General features: G+C 36.3%; 16 protein-coding genes. 6 read left to right on the forward strand and 10 right to left on the reverse strand.

Annotation, left to right across the window (positions count from 1 at the left end):
- Positions 1 to 11 precede the first annotated feature (11 nt).
- The 7 genes from ABTV69_RS10720 to ABTV69_RS10750 form a co-directional block, all read right to left on the reverse strand.
- The gene (locus ABTV69_RS10720) at positions 12 to 518 is read right to left on the reverse strand and encodes an N-acetyltransferase family protein (RefSeq protein WP_433836189.1); all 507 of its coding nucleotides are present in this window, start codon (positions 516 to 518) and stop codon (positions 12 to 14) included.
- Positions 509 to 841, reverse strand: coding sequence for an ArsR/SmtB family transcription factor (locus tag ABTV69_RS10725; RefSeq protein ID WP_008463735.1), 333 nt, complete (start codon positions 839 to 841; stop codon positions 509 to 511). The genes ABTV69_RS10720 and ABTV69_RS10725 overlap by 10 nt, the downstream gene beginning before the upstream one ends.
- Before the next feature lie 218 nt (positions 842 to 1,059).
- Positions 1,060 to 3,237: a TonB-dependent receptor domain-containing protein gene (locus tag ABTV69_RS10730; RefSeq protein ID WP_433836192.1), complete on the reverse strand. Its 2,178-nt coding sequence runs from the start codon at positions 3,235 to 3,237 to the stop codon at positions 1,060 to 1,062.
- Between the two features lie 73 nt (positions 3,238 to 3,310).
- Positions 3,311 to 3,634: a DUF6660 family protein gene (locus ABTV69_RS10735; RefSeq protein WP_433836194.1), complete on the reverse strand. Its 324-nt coding sequence runs from the start codon at positions 3,632 to 3,634 to the stop codon at positions 3,311 to 3,313.
- A gap of 237 nt (positions 3,635 to 3,871) precedes the next feature.
- Positions 3,872 to 4,669, reverse strand: a complete 798-nt coding sequence (locus tag ABTV69_RS10740) for an ImmA/IrrE family metallo-endopeptidase (protein WP_433836196.1) — start codon at positions 4,667 to 4,669, stop codon at positions 3,872 to 3,874.
- Complete coding sequence (locus tag ABTV69_RS10745; RefSeq protein ID WP_433836198.1) at positions 4,659 to 5,003, reverse strand: hypothetical protein; 345 nt, start codon at positions 5,001 to 5,003, stop codon at positions 4,659 to 4,661. Before ABTV69_RS10745 ends, ABTV69_RS10740 begins: the two co-directional genes overlap by 11 nt.
- Positions 4,990 to 5,673, reverse strand: coding sequence for an RNA polymerase subunit sigma (locus ABTV69_RS10750; protein WP_433836200.1), 684 nt, complete (start codon positions 5,671 to 5,673; stop codon positions 4,990 to 4,992). The genes ABTV69_RS10745 and ABTV69_RS10750 overlap by 14 nt, the downstream gene beginning before the upstream one ends.
- Positions 5,674 to 5,849: 176 nt before the next feature.
- On the opposite strand from ABTV69_RS10750, the gene ABTV69_RS10755 reads away from it, so the two are divergent.
- The 4 genes from ABTV69_RS10755 (at position 5,850) to ABTV69_RS10770 (ending at position 8,593) form a co-directional block, all read left to right on the forward strand.
- Positions 5,850 to 6,023: a hypothetical protein gene (locus ABTV69_RS10755; RefSeq protein WP_433836202.1), complete on the forward strand. Its 174-nt coding sequence runs from the start codon at positions 5,850 to 5,852 to the stop codon at positions 6,021 to 6,023.
- A gap of 230 nt (positions 6,024 to 6,253) precedes the next feature.
- Positions 6,254 to 7,015 carry a hypothetical protein gene (locus ABTV69_RS10760; RefSeq protein ID WP_433836204.1) on the forward strand — a complete coding sequence of 254 codons (762 nt, stop codon included), beginning with the start codon at positions 6,254 to 6,256 and terminating at the stop codon, positions 7,013 to 7,015.
- Positions 7,012 to 8,181, forward strand: a complete 1,170-nt coding sequence (locus ABTV69_RS10765; protein ID WP_433836206.1) for an SMODS domain-containing nucleotidyltransferase — start codon at positions 7,012 to 7,014, stop codon at positions 8,179 to 8,181. Before ABTV69_RS10760 ends, ABTV69_RS10765 begins: the two co-directional genes overlap by 4 nt.
- Positions 8,153 to 8,593, forward strand: a complete 441-nt coding sequence (locus ABTV69_RS10770) for a hypothetical protein (protein WP_433836208.1) — start codon at positions 8,153 to 8,155, stop codon at positions 8,591 to 8,593. Before ABTV69_RS10765 ends, ABTV69_RS10770 begins: the two co-directional genes overlap by 29 nt.
- A gap of 36 nt (positions 8,594 to 8,629) precedes the next feature.
- On the opposite strand, the gene ABTV69_RS10775 is transcribed toward ABTV69_RS10770, so the two are convergent.
- Together ABTV69_RS10775 and ABTV69_RS10780 are read right to left on the reverse strand one after the other, a co-directional pair.
- Positions 8,630 to 9,796, reverse strand: coding sequence for an IS3 family transposase (locus tag ABTV69_RS10775; RefSeq protein ID WP_433836210.1), 1,167 nt, complete (start codon positions 9,794 to 9,796; stop codon positions 8,630 to 8,632).
- Positions 9,797 to 10,090: 294 nt separating this feature from the next.
- Positions 10,091 to 10,468, reverse strand: a complete 378-nt coding sequence (locus ABTV69_RS10780; protein WP_433836212.1) for a winged helix-turn-helix transcriptional regulator — start codon at positions 10,466 to 10,468, stop codon at positions 10,091 to 10,093.
- A 101-nt stretch (positions 10,469 to 10,569) separates the two neighbouring features.
- On the opposite strand from ABTV69_RS10780, the gene ABTV69_RS10785 reads away from it, so the two are divergent.
- Together ABTV69_RS10785 and ABTV69_RS10790 are read left to right on the forward strand one after the other, a co-directional pair.
- Entirely contained in the window at positions 10,570 to 11,652 is a 1,083-nt protein-coding gene (locus tag ABTV69_RS10785) for an alkene reductase (RefSeq protein WP_433836214.1), read from the forward strand.
- Between the two features lie 149 nt (positions 11,653 to 11,801).
- Positions 11,802 to 12,659 carry a helix-turn-helix domain-containing protein gene (locus ABTV69_RS10790; RefSeq protein ID WP_433836216.1) on the forward strand — a complete coding sequence of 286 codons (858 nt, stop codon included), beginning with the start codon at positions 11,802 to 11,804 and terminating at the stop codon, positions 12,657 to 12,659.
- Positions 12,660 to 12,698: 39 nt separating this feature from the next.
- Here the strand turns inward: ABTV69_RS10790 and ABTV69_RS10795 are convergent, their stop codons facing one another.
- Positions 12,699 to 13,292 (reverse strand): TetR/AcrR family transcriptional regulator, encoded by a 594-nt coding sequence (locus ABTV69_RS10795; RefSeq protein WP_433836218.1) that lies wholly within the window; start codon positions 13,290 to 13,292, stop codon positions 12,699 to 12,701.
- Between the last annotated feature and the right edge of the window lie 2 nt (positions 13,293 to 13,294).

A 13,294-nucleotide genomic window follows, 5' to 3' on the forward strand; every position in this document is an offset into this window, starting at 1 on the left:
TATATTTTTTATTAATTAATAACGGAGCTTCTTCTTTCAAGAAGCGCAGTATCTCTCCAGATACCATTTTGTTTTCCGATCTTCTCCCTTGTTCCAAGTAATCTGAAACCTGCTTTTTCATGGATGCGGAGGCTTGCCGTGTTCTCAGGAAAGATTCCTGCCTGAAGCGTCCAGATTCCTTCTGCTTCGCTCTGACGGACAAGTTCATTTAAAAGGGTAAGTCCGATTCCTTTTCCTGAATGTGCAGGATCCACATATACGCTCACCTCTGCTACCCCTGCATAAACGCAGCGGGAAGAAACAGGTGTAAGGGCAGCCCATCCAATCACTTTTCCATCTTCCTGCATCACAACTCGGCAGGACTTAAGATGTGACTGATCCCAGTCTTCCCATGAAGGAGCACTGGTCTGGAAAGTGGCATTGCCGGTATCTATCCCTTTTTGGTAGATTAATTTTACCTGATCCCAGTGTTTGTCCGAAAGTTTTCTGATTTCCATATTTTTATAGATTAGCAGCATTCGCTTCTCTTTTTTGCCAAATGATCTGATATGTGCTGAAAGAAGCCTTTTATCTTTTCCAGTCCAGGTTCATTGATGCAGTAGCATATAGAATTTCCTTCGATGCTTCCTTTAATCAGCCCTGCATTTTTCAATTCCTTCAAATGCTGTGAAACGGTCGGCTGTGAAAGGGGAAGTTCGTTTACAATATCTCCGCAGATGCAGGCATCCACTTTCAATAAATATTCCATAATAGCAATACGCGCAGGATGGCCTAATGCTTTGGCTAAAACAGCCAGCTCATTCTGGCTTTCCGTAAAGTGATCTGTTTTTGTTGCTCCCATCGTTTTATATTTATATTGCAATATTACGATATAAAATTTAAATTAAAAAAAAATGCACTGAAAAATTTTCTTAAAATCAGGGTATCTGTTTTTTAGCTTGTTGATTTTTAATGTTTTTTAAAATAAAAAAGACCGCGAAATACTATTCCGCGGTCCTAAAAAAATTATATTTTGGAGGCAATGCAATTATCTGAAGAATTTCATGCTTCTTTATTTTTTTAAATTTTTATTTTGATTCCTGCATTAACTACAAATCCGTCAAGTGGTGCATAGATATCTTTGAAAACAGGATTTGAAATAGTTCCTGTGTATATGCTTCCAAATTTGGTCTGTCTGGTGTCTGTAAAGTTTTCGAAATTAGCATAAACTGAAAAATTCTCCCAAAGTTTTTCGACCATAAAACCGAAAATCCAATAATCTCTTCCTGTTGTATTGTCGCTTAGTTTTTGTGGACTGTAGTAATAAGCTTCTAAGCCGGCTTTCCATTTATCTTCAACTTCATACATCAAAACGTTATTCAGTCTGTGTTTCGCGGTTAAGGGGTTTTGAGATTTTGTTCCATTCGTATCTATCGAGGCATCTGTATAGGTATAACCTAGAAATAGCTTAAAATCTTTATAGCCTAATTTCACATTTGTTTCAGTTCCTTTTGTGTCCAGATAACCATTGACATTTACAAACTGATAAACGTCATTTGGAATAGAATTTAAGATCAAAGGATTGTCAACATTGGTGTAGAAGAACAACTGATTCCATGATAAGGAAAGATCTTCTGTAATTTTAGTTTTGTAATTTACATCAAAGTTAAAACCGTAACTTCTTTCCAGTTTATTAAAATCGCTGTTAATCGGCAGAACATTTCGATACTGGATGCGCTCGCTTTCTTCTGTAAAAATAGTTGGTGTTTTGTAACCTAAACCGCCTCCGATTCTAGAAGTAAATTTAGAATTGATTTTAAACAAAGCCGAAACCCTTGGCAGTAAAGAAAATCCATAATCAACTACATAATCGCCTCTAAGGCCTGTTTCTATTTCCAGCCATTCTTTTGCTTTAACAGTGTTTTGAATAAAAGCTCCATAAGTAATCTGGTTATAATTTCTTAACGGAAAAGCGGTCTGGCTGTTTTCGGTAAAACTGTCGGTATATAAATTTCCACCGGCAACCCATTCTGCAATTTCACCTTTTTTAGAATAGCTTATTTCAGAAAAAGTACTGTTCTGCAGACCGTCAAAAACATAATCTGGAATTGTGATGACACGGCTGAAATTATTAAAACTGTTTTTAATGGTCAAAGATTCTCTCTCATTAAATTTATGAGTTAAAGCAAACTGAGTGCTTATTCTCTGGGTTTTATTTCTTTCGAAATAACTGTCGGGATATTTATTTTCATCTTTAATATAATCGATGTTCCCGCCTATACGATTTTCAAAAACGGTATTGACACCAAAGTTAAGTTTTGTGTTTTCGTTAAAATTGACAAATAATTTTGGATTAAAATTAAAACGTTCAAATTTAGGAATAGCGGTTAATTGTATATCTGCCGGATCATAAGGAGCATTTCGATCATGAGAAGCAAAAACAGTCAATCCAATTTTGTTAAACTGCTGCGAATAAAATCCATTAATATCCAAACCAAGGGCAGAAGTTCCATTGATCAAAAATCGCAATTCTCTTTCTTCGGTTGGAGTTTTAGAAACAAGATTCACTAGGCCAGCAATTGCGCCGCCTCCATAAAGAGTTGAAGCCGAACCTTTAATTATTTCTACCTGTTTTAAATCTAATGGAGGGGTCTGCAATAATCCCAGCCCGCTTGAAGCGCCGGAATAAACGGGAAAACCGTCCTTTAAGATCTGCGTATATCTGCCGTCCAATCCCTGAATTCTGATGGAGGAATTACCAGAAGTTGCGGAAGTCTGCTGAGTCTGGATTCCGGTGCTTTCGTTAAGCATCATGCGGATATCTCCAGGTTTCATATTGGCTTTTTCTTCCAGTTCTTCGCCGGCAATAAATTCTACTCTGGTCGGAATATTACTGATTGTTCGGGTTCCTCTGGTTGAAGTAACGACTATTTCTTCCATTTCTTCAGCCTCTTCTTCTTTTCTCTGCAATGCAATTTCTATAAAATTTGAGATGGAAGGCACTTTAAAAACTGTTTTATTTAGAGCATAGCCTTCAAGTGAAATTGATAAGGTATAATTTCCATCTTTTAGATTTTCGATAGTGATATTTCCATCATTATCTGATTTGAAAACCGAGTTTGTTTCTTCAATTTTTGCAGATGCTCCTTTTAGAGGTTCGTTAGTTTCGGTATTTTTAAGATGAAATTTTACAGTATTCTGTGCTTGTGCAGTGCCAATAAATGCAACTGCCGCAATCAATAAAATATATTTAAACATTTATGATTTCTTAATATTAATAATAAATAATAACCCCGCACTATGAAATTAATGCAGGGGATAAACTTTTATATTAAGAAATTTTAGGAGGCTGCCAGATTTTGCAGATAAAAGAAGAATCTACAAATTTGTTGTATGATGGAGTATGTGATACTTCATCCATCGTAAATTCTAATTTTTCGTTGATAATTACAGAATTAAAATTTATCGTAAATCCGATACAGGTTCCGCAGGAATAAAAAGGGGAACATTTTCCGCTGCATTCATTGCCGCAGTCATGTGAGTCATCATCGCAGTTTTTTTCCGTGCCGCATTCAGAATGATTTGCAAACGCGGAGCATGGCACAGTTGAAAGAAGCAGCACGATGCACGATAATATTGTTACCCATGTTTTCACGGGTTAAATTTACAAATAAATTAGCTAATTAATTTATCACTATTTTTTTTAGTTTATTAAAAGACAGTTTTGAAGTTTTAAAAAACAGCATTTACATAATAATAAACAGAAAAGTTATTTTTGATGTAAGAGCGAATCTTAATTTATTGATATGGAAAAAGGTTTAAATTTTTAAAGTTAGAGTCTTATTCTTATTAATTATGATACATATTGCCCTTTTGCATTTAATAGTAGTATCTAATCTTCCCATATAATGCTCAGCGCAGAACCTTTATGTGTAATGCAATGCTCATAAAACTTTTTATTTGAATCTTCATTTCTGAGATAGTCAAAGCAGTCAACTGCCCATATTTGCGAGGTTTTTGAAATTTCACTGAGATTAACATTGCTAAAATATTCTCCCATTACAAATGAAGATGGTATTTTCGGTCTGTTTATAATATATTTATGTGGAAAATCATCGCTGGAGTAACTCCATTTAATCAGGCCGTTTTCTCCATAAATTATCATTATGGGATGGGTTCCGATTTGAGCAAAACGAAAAGCAAAAGCAGTGATGCTGACTGCATACTGAGTGCTTAACGAGCTAATCAATTCAAAATCAAATTTTTTCCTGAAAATGTCTTTTTTGAAGCGTTCTTCCGGCATTAATAGACAGGAAGCAAAATAATCTGCCTCTCGTTCTATTTCGGAAAATTGTGCTTTATTAGTTTTCGAGGCGTGGGCTTCAAGCAATCCCTGCATCAGACCAATTCGATGGGAGTCAATTATGTAATGCCCTAATTCATGGGCCAGAGTAAACCTTCCTCGTGGAGAATCAATTCTATTGCCGCAGTCTGTATTGATATGAATGTAAAATTGACCATCATCATAAAAGGTCATTCCGTCAAAAGTTCCTTTCCCATAGCTATCGTAAAAGACTTCCAGGCCCTCTTCCTTTAAAATGTTTTCTAAAGGAGTAATTTTATGGTCATACTGCAGAGCTATGGATTCTGCAATTCTTTTTATTTTATTTTTCGAAGTGTTATTTATCATCTGAGCCGCGATGTTTTTTTCTCATCTTATCAATGATATGCTGCGGCAGGCCGCTTTGCCCTTTTCTGGCAACCATTTTCAAATTCTCAATTTCTGCTTTTACATCTGAACCTATATCTAAACTGATTATTTTAGATTTATTGCGTAAACTTCCATTTAAAATTGAGCTGATGTCAATCACAGAGTCTTTGAGCTTAAAATCATAATCATCATATAATTTGTTAAACCTGTCAAGCTGCTGCTCATTCATTGGATATAAAAATCCTGTAGAATGAAGCCAGTCATCTAAGTTCTCCTCAGAGATTTTGCCTATATATTTTTTATCGATTGCCATTTAAACTATTCAAATAATTGTTAATATGGTCAGTTGCTTCTTTTTTGTAAACTTGAATGGAACTTTGAGCCAGGTTTAAAGTATCACGTAATTTTTTAGCGACTTGTCTTGGGATATTTTTCCCATTATTATGATAGGCCTTATAAGTAAGGTAAATTATTTTATGCTTCTCGGAAAGTCCCAGCATTGCTTTTTCAATTATTTCCAATCTGAGTTTTAAATCTCTTTTTTTGTCAAGATCTTCACCTACAGTCACATTAATTAAATCACTTATGTTTTCTACAATAGAAAGGTCTTCCTCCTCTGGTTCGGCGCAGGTGTCGCTTACACCGTATTTCATAAGTTCATTAAATACTATTGCATACAGCCAAATTTTAATGGCTTTGTCCATGTCTTTGGATTTTGCTTTTTCCTTATTAAAGGAATGGTATTTCCAGACTTTTGCAAAAGTACAGTTCGCAATATCTAATGCAGTAACGCCGCTATGTCCATACTTAGCAGAATAAATTTCAGCTTTCTCGATAACGTCATTCTGAAATCTGCTGCAGAAAACTATAAATGCATTTTCAGCTTCATTTGGAAACTCATTTTTAAAAGAGATGTACTCAATGAGTTCATCACTGGATAAATTTTCAAAGTCAATCTCTGTAGTTTTTAATTCAACTTTCATCTATATATCAAAAGCGTTACTAATGGAATTAGTATATGAGTAGGACTACTAATTTTTTCAAAGTTAAAAAAAAGTTCCTAATGGAATTAGTATATAAATGAAATACTTACAAATAAAGGCAAATCCTTTATGCCTTAATGTCAAAGGAATATGTTTAATCAATTAATTGTATCAAGATGGCAACGAATCCACCGAAAGACAATGCTAGAAAAGGAGCTGTTAAAGAGCGTTCCCAGACTTACAACCCAAAGACTGACCATTGGGTAAAACGTGACACCAATACGGGTAGGTTTATGGATGTAAAAACATCTGACAACAGTCCTTTTAAAGTAGTAACAAAAGAAAAGTAAGATGCTTTTCAAAATCTTATCTCGCGTGTTTTCAATAAAATGAAGAGAATTGAAAAAATAGAATAATTTTTAAAAGAATGATTGCCTTCAGGCAGATAGCCAATAGATAATTATTCCTTTAGCTTAGAATTCTTTTTTCAAAATTCCTGAGAATATGAATAACGATGAGATTGTTTATTTGAAAGAGGGAGAATTTCCCTCTTTCAATAATATTTAAATGACAGAGATACATGGCAGATTTATTTACAGCATTATTGAAACCTATATTTATTAAAGGGGCGGCAATAGCTTGGGAGAACAGAAAACATTTAAGTGTTTTTTTTAGAACCAAATTTGGTTCATATAAGAATAAGGATATTCGATTTTCAATCAGTTACCTTTTTAAGATTCAAATACCAGATGCGAATAAATATCTGCTGGTGCTGAACCGAAGGATTGAGAACCAGCTTCAGCCAGTTGGAGGCGTATATAAAAGATATGGTGATGATTCTCTTTTTAACAAATGGGAGTATAAGCCCGATAACAAAAGAAATGGGTTGGATACTGATAAAAAAAGTTCTTCGGATCTTCGATTTATGGTTAGGGGAAAGTACGTCATTGAGGTAATGAACTGGTTTGAAAGCATGCAGGAGAGAGAAACAGATCCAAACAGGGAATTTAAAGAAGAACTTTTAGATACAAGTATCCTGAATTCTGTTGTTTTTCAGAATCTCACTTATAAGCATATAAGAAGATATTCTGACAGTCTAAGCTGGAGTAAATACTTTAAATGCTATGAGGTAAAAATCTATGATGTTTTTGAGCTTATTCCAAATGAGCAGCAGAAGAGAAGTCTTATTGATTTAGCTCAGGAGGATTTAGATTTGGCAAGAGGTTTTGCAATAGCAGATTGTGATGATATTGAACATCTTCGGCTTGTAGTAGACGGGAAACAGATAGCACGAATTGGAGAACACACAAAACTCATTATAAATAAAACTTTGAAAGAATGATAGATATATTTAAAAACTATGCATTGCAGAGAGATGAACTGCTAGCTAGAATTGCGCAGGAACTACAGCTTGATAAAACCCGTCTAGAGCGAATGGAAAGTGCATATAATGCCGTAGCGGACCTTCTGAAAAAAGACGAGGACTTTTTTAAAGATGTAGAAATCGAGGTTTATGCTCAGGGTTCTAAGCGAATAGGAACCAGCATTAAACCTATTAATAATGAGGATTTTGATTTGGATACAGTCCTTCATATTTATGATGTCTATCATAAATATTCACCTGATGAAATCTATAATGCATTAGTTAAGGCTTTGGAGAAGGACAGCTACTACAAATCCATAATGGAAAAAAAGAAAAGATGCGTCCGTTTGAATTATAAAAGCGATTTTCATATGGATATTCTCCCCGCATGCATGCCTTCCCATTTTGAAAAACAAAAGATTGCAATTCCAGAGAAAACGATGAGAAGCTGGTCCTCAGGAAATCCAAAGGGCTTTTCGGAATGGTTTTTAAGAATTGCCGATTCAGTTAAGAATCCTGTATTGATAACGCATATGCGCGCTTTGATGGAGGCGAAGGTGGAATCAGAACCTCTGCCTGTGGAGCTATACCAGAAAACACCGCTTCAAAGGGGTGTTCAATTGATAAAACGATGCAGGGACTTATATTACGCCGACAAAAAGTACAGAGTGTCAAGCATTGTTATTACAACACTGGCTGCTCATTTTTACAATGGAGAAAATTCAATTTTTGATACAATTGACAATGTACTGGAAAAGATAAAAGGAAGCTATCTTGACGCTGTAAAATCAAAGGCAAAATTTAAAGTTTTAAATCCAGTTAATCCTCAGGAAGATTTTACTGACAGCTGGACTGATGAGCATTTTAAGAGTTTTTATGGTTTTATTTCAGATTTATATATTCAGTGGCAGAATCTTAAAACTTCTTTCGAAACAGGTAAAGACGATTACATTAAGCTCTTTGGAGAAGGTGTTTATAAAAAATCTTTAAATGAGCAGATAGTAACTTTTTCAAAGAATACAGATGATGATTTTACAAATGCAAGCGGTCTGATTATCGGCGGAAAGGCCTATACAAATACTCAAGGCCAAATAAATTCAAATACAGGAATTAAAAATGAATCTCATCACAACTTTGGAAGCTGATCTGAAGGCGCGCAACAGGAAGAATTGGCATGTTTTTTTAATTATCCAAAAAGCATTAGTTGAGCAGCATTTTAAATGGTTGAAAATGGAGGTTAAAAGTGAAACAAAATCTTTATACGGAAGAGGAAACTTAATTGTAAACGGAAAAAATTACGACATTGAGCTGTATTATTCACCATTTTTCGATATTAGATTTGACAGAATCTATATTAGAGACAAATCGATACAATACAGCAGTAAAATTCATTTGTACAGTGATATGTCATTGTGCTTGTATCATCCTGTAATTGATAAGCCCATAATGCAGATTATTCCCTTGTTTAAGATGATACCGTGGATAACGGAATGGATTGTTTTTTATAATCAATGGAAGAAATATGGCGTATGGCTGAGTAAAGAGATAAAACACTAATTAGTAAAAATCATAGTTGCAAAACAAAGGCATTCACTATTTTATAGAAAGATTGCGTTTCTGAAATTCTTCTATTGTCAAATTTCCCAGAGCGGAATGCCTCCTGTGTTTGTTATAAAAGTTTTCTATGTAGCCCGAAATGGATTCCTTTGCTTTTTCTTTTGTGGCATAGGTGTTATGGTAGACCAGTTCGGTCTTCAGCGTTTTAAAAAAGCTCTCTGCCACCGCATTGTCATAGCAGTTTCCCCTGCCGCTCATGCTGCGGATTATCTGGCCGGTGCCTTCCAGCATTGAAGCAAACCACAGGCAGGCGTACTGGGTGCCCTTATCTGAGTGGAAAAGCAGCTTTCGGCCGTCCTCCAAAGGACGGTTCGCTATCGCATTCTTAAAAGCCCTGATGCTGGTTTCTTTTGCTTTGAGCGTTTCGCTCAGCGACCATCCGATAACCTTGCGGTCAAAAAGGTCAATTACCACCGTAAGGTAGAGCCAGCCCTCATTGGTCTGGATATAGGTGATGTCCGAAACCCATACCTGATTGCGGCGGGATGTGCTGAATTCCTGTTCCAGTATGTTTTGGGCGGTCAGATATTTATGGGAGGAGTCTGTGGTTTTTCTGAATTTCGTTTTCAAAATGCTGCGCAGGTGGTTTTCCATCATAATTTTAGCGACAAAGGCTCTGGAGGCCTTAATGCCTGTAGCTGAGAGCTCTTTGGCAATTCTGGGGCTTCCGTATCTGCACTGGCTCCAGTGGTAGATCCTGGTAATCTCTGAGGTTACAAAAGCTTTATGAGCGGCCCTGCCGGTGGAAAGCCTTCTGAGCCATTTGTAATAGCAGCTGGGAGTCGCCTGAAAAACAGCGCACATCTTCCCGACGGGAAATCTGTCTGTATTTTTCCGTATGAACTGGTATACGGAGCGCTTGTCCCGGTGCAGGATTCCGGCGCCTTCTTTCAAGATGTCCCGCTCCAGTGTGATATTTTTGAGTTCCTTCTGTAGTTTGGCTGTTTCCTTTCTGTCCGGATCCGGGCTGCTTCTTTCCTGCAGGGTGAGCTTTCCTTCGCGGAAGAGATTTTTCCAGTGCTGCAGGCTGTTTCTGTTGATCCTCAGCTTGGCGGCGGCCAGCCGCACGCTTTTATGCTCGATGCAGGTCTTGACGGCCCAGATTTTAAATTCGGCGCTGTATTTTTTTCTGCTGCTTTTCATGCCTTCAAAAGTTAGGTGCGTTATTCCGTCCTGTGGTATCAAGAATCATAACGCAGATTTATCCTGCTTTTAAACCGCTTCAACAGAATTCGCCTTAGCTTTTTGTGGCACTTTTGGAGGGAACTCCAAGATTCGACCAAAGAATTGAAGAAAATAAAAAATTAACTTTTGTGGTAAAATTGGAGGCAGCTCCATTTGCAATTTTTTTATTACTTTATTTTAAAACTTCTTTTGATTGTCAAATCTCCTTTTGAAAATTGAGAGATATAGGTCTGCTAATTTTTGGAATAGTTATTATTGTTTTTTCTCTAATAAAGAATCATCAATTACCTTTTCACGATGCTGTTTGCCCCATTTATGCATGGCAATAATCACTTCATTAAGCGTTTCACTGTAAGGCGTAAGTGCATATTCAACCGATACAGGTCTTGTATTGCAGACGGTTCTGCTTACAAGACCGTTCATTTCAAGTTCCTGTAATTCCTTAGATAATATTCTAGGTGATATACCGGCCTCACGTGTAAGTTCCCGAAATCTCATCTTACCATCCCTTAAAATAGAGATAAGGATGAGTTTCCACTTGCCTCCAACTACGTCAAGTGTGTCCTGAATTGTCAATCGTGCTTTTGAGCATTCGTCATCTCCTAAAATGCAGTTGTGTCTTTTTGCCATGGTATTCTTTTTGTAACTGGTATCCTTTGTGTAATAGATAACAAAAGTATAACATTTCCGATTTAAATTTGATGTTATCAAAGTTAATTAAATAAACAGATATGAAATTATTAGAGAAAACTCCATTAGGAAAATTAGAGTTGAAAAATAAGATAGCAATGGCACCGATGACAAGGAGCAGAGCAAGTAATGACGGGTTAGTAGGCGATACAGCAGTAGTATATTATAAGCAGAGATCGACTGCTGGACTTATTATATCCGAAGGGATTAATATTTCCCAGCAGGCTAAAGGAAGTCCTTTTACACCTGGCTTGTTTACTCAGGAACAGATAAAAGCTTGGAAAAAAGTAACCGATGCCGTGCATGAGCAGGGCAGTGTAATTTATGCACAGTTATGGCATACCGGGAGGGTTGGGCATTCTGTTGTGAGAAATGGGGAGCTGCCTGTTGCGCCATCGGCGATCGCTATTGAAGGGCAGCAGCATTTTACCCAGGAAGGATTAAAAGACTATGAGGTGCCGAGAGCCTTAACTACAGAGGAAGTGAAACAGACTATACAAGATTACAAACAGGCAGCTGTAAACGCTATTGAGGCTGGTTTTGATGGTGTTGAACTTCATGCTGCTTTTGGTTATCTGCCCAATGAGTTCCTCGCAGAGAGTGCTAATAAAAGAACGGATGAGTATGGCGGCAGTATTGAAAATCGTAACCGCTATGTTTTAGAAGTGATGCAGGAATTAGTTGCTGCAGTAGGCTCGGATAAAGTGGGGATTAAACTCTCACCAACGATACCTTACAACAGTATTATCCACAACGATCCTAAGACTCAGTTTACAGAGCTAATCAAAGCATTAGATACTATGCCTTTAGCATATATCCAGTTAATGAATTCACTTTTTCCGCTGGATCAGCTGCCACATTATCCTCAGGATGTTTTGGAAACTTTTGGAAAATTAACTAAACATACCATTATTGCAAATGGAGGATATACAGGGGAAACAGGTGAGCAGGAATTGGAAAAGGGCATAGCCAAAATTATATCTTACGGAGCATTGTATATTGGTAATCCAGATCTTCCTAAGCGTTTTGAACTTGGTGCAGAATTAAATGTACCGGACAGGGACACCATGTTTGGCGGAGGCGATAATGGGTATATAGACTATCCTTTTTTAGATCAAAATTAAAATTTATTTAAACCTCCTGAATACCACAGGAGGTTTTCTTTATTAAGTGTTCATTGTAATTTAAGAAAAAGTATTTTGGCTCGTTTTTATAATTATTTTTGCTTTAGATCATTTTAGTATACGACCCTTTAAGCCACTTTAAATAGCAGATGAATAATATTATTACATACTCTTTAGACAAGCATCGCAATATGTTTGCCTACCCGGAAGATCTAAGGGATTATTTTTATGCGGAAGTTAATGATCATCCATATGTTGAAGAACCTTACAGGGCAGAAAGCTATGCTGTTGGGTATCTAAAGAAAGGCAGCATAAAGATGCGCAGCGGTTTGGTGGAAAAAGTCGTTCACGCGCCTTCACTCATTACAATAGGTCCTTCAGCGATTAGAAGTTTTTCCGAAGACAGCAAAGAAATGCAGATGGATATTATATTTTTTAAATCTGATTTTTTTCTTGAAAATCAGGCGAATGTTTTTTTTCTGATTCAGTTTGATTTTTTTGAAAATAGTGACAAGCACGATTTTCAGCTCACAGCAGAATCAGAGGAGACTTTCAAGCAGATTTTTAAACTGATCAGAACAGTTTTAAATATTAGTAACAAACATGAGCGGTCTATACTAAGGAGCTATTTATATATTCTCATTTATGAAATTGATGCTGTAAAAGCATTAATCACAAGCGATCCAGCCGTAAACCCTTTGTTTGAAAAATTCAGAAATGCCCTTATGAAACATTTTCTGAGACAGCGATCTGTCGGTTTTTATGCCGACCAGCTTAATGTGAGCCGCAAATATCTTTCCGAAGTTATCAAAAAACACTCTGGAAGAACAGCTGGAGAGTGGATTGATGAAGCCGTAATTCTTGAAGCTAAAGTACTGCTGAAAAACAAGTCGCTTACTATAAACCAGATCAGTGATATGCTTAATTTTTCAAGCCAGTCTGTTTTTGGTAAATTTTTTAAGACCTGCACAGGGAGTTCGCCACTGGATTACCGTAAAAATAATTAAGATTTAAAAGACGTAAACTTATATAAAATAAAAGGGCTTTTATCCTGATAGAATCTCGGCAAATATTAATGCTTCCCTTCCTTTCTCTGTTGCTATTGCCCTTATATTATAGGCAATTATTTTCTCTGGATACTGGCTGAACCCATAATCTGATTTTAAATTATCTACAGAAGCAGTCAAAAGCATAAAGGTAAGCTTAGCGCAAAATTTGGCATCAAGATCAGAAAGATAAAAGCCCATCACAATTCCTTTTTCAATATTCTGCCCTAAATAATCAATAAGTTTTGGATGCTGTTTAATAATTTCCTTGAAATAGGTTTCAGGATAATATTTCATCAGTTCAAAACGGGATGCAGGTGGGATATATTTGTAAATGCCAATTATAAGTTTTTGTATTTCAAGATTTTCTCTCACAGGATCATAATTCCAGGCTAAAATGTCTTTTATCTTTATAAAGAGATCATCTTTTACAGAGCAGGCTGCTTCTTCAACCAGTTTTTCCTTGCTGCGGTAAGATTTGTACAACGTTTTTTTAGATATGCACATTTGATTTGCAATATCGTCCATTGTTACGCTTTTGTAACCAAACTTTACAAATAGCTTTACGGCTGTGCTTATAATTAGATCTCTCATTA

The sequence above is a fragment of the Flavobacterium anhuiense genome (assembly GCF_050990855.1).
In the GTDB taxonomy this organism is placed as follows: Bacteria; Bacteroidota; Bacteroidia; order Flavobacteriales; family Flavobacteriaceae; genus Flavobacterium; species Flavobacterium anhuiense_C.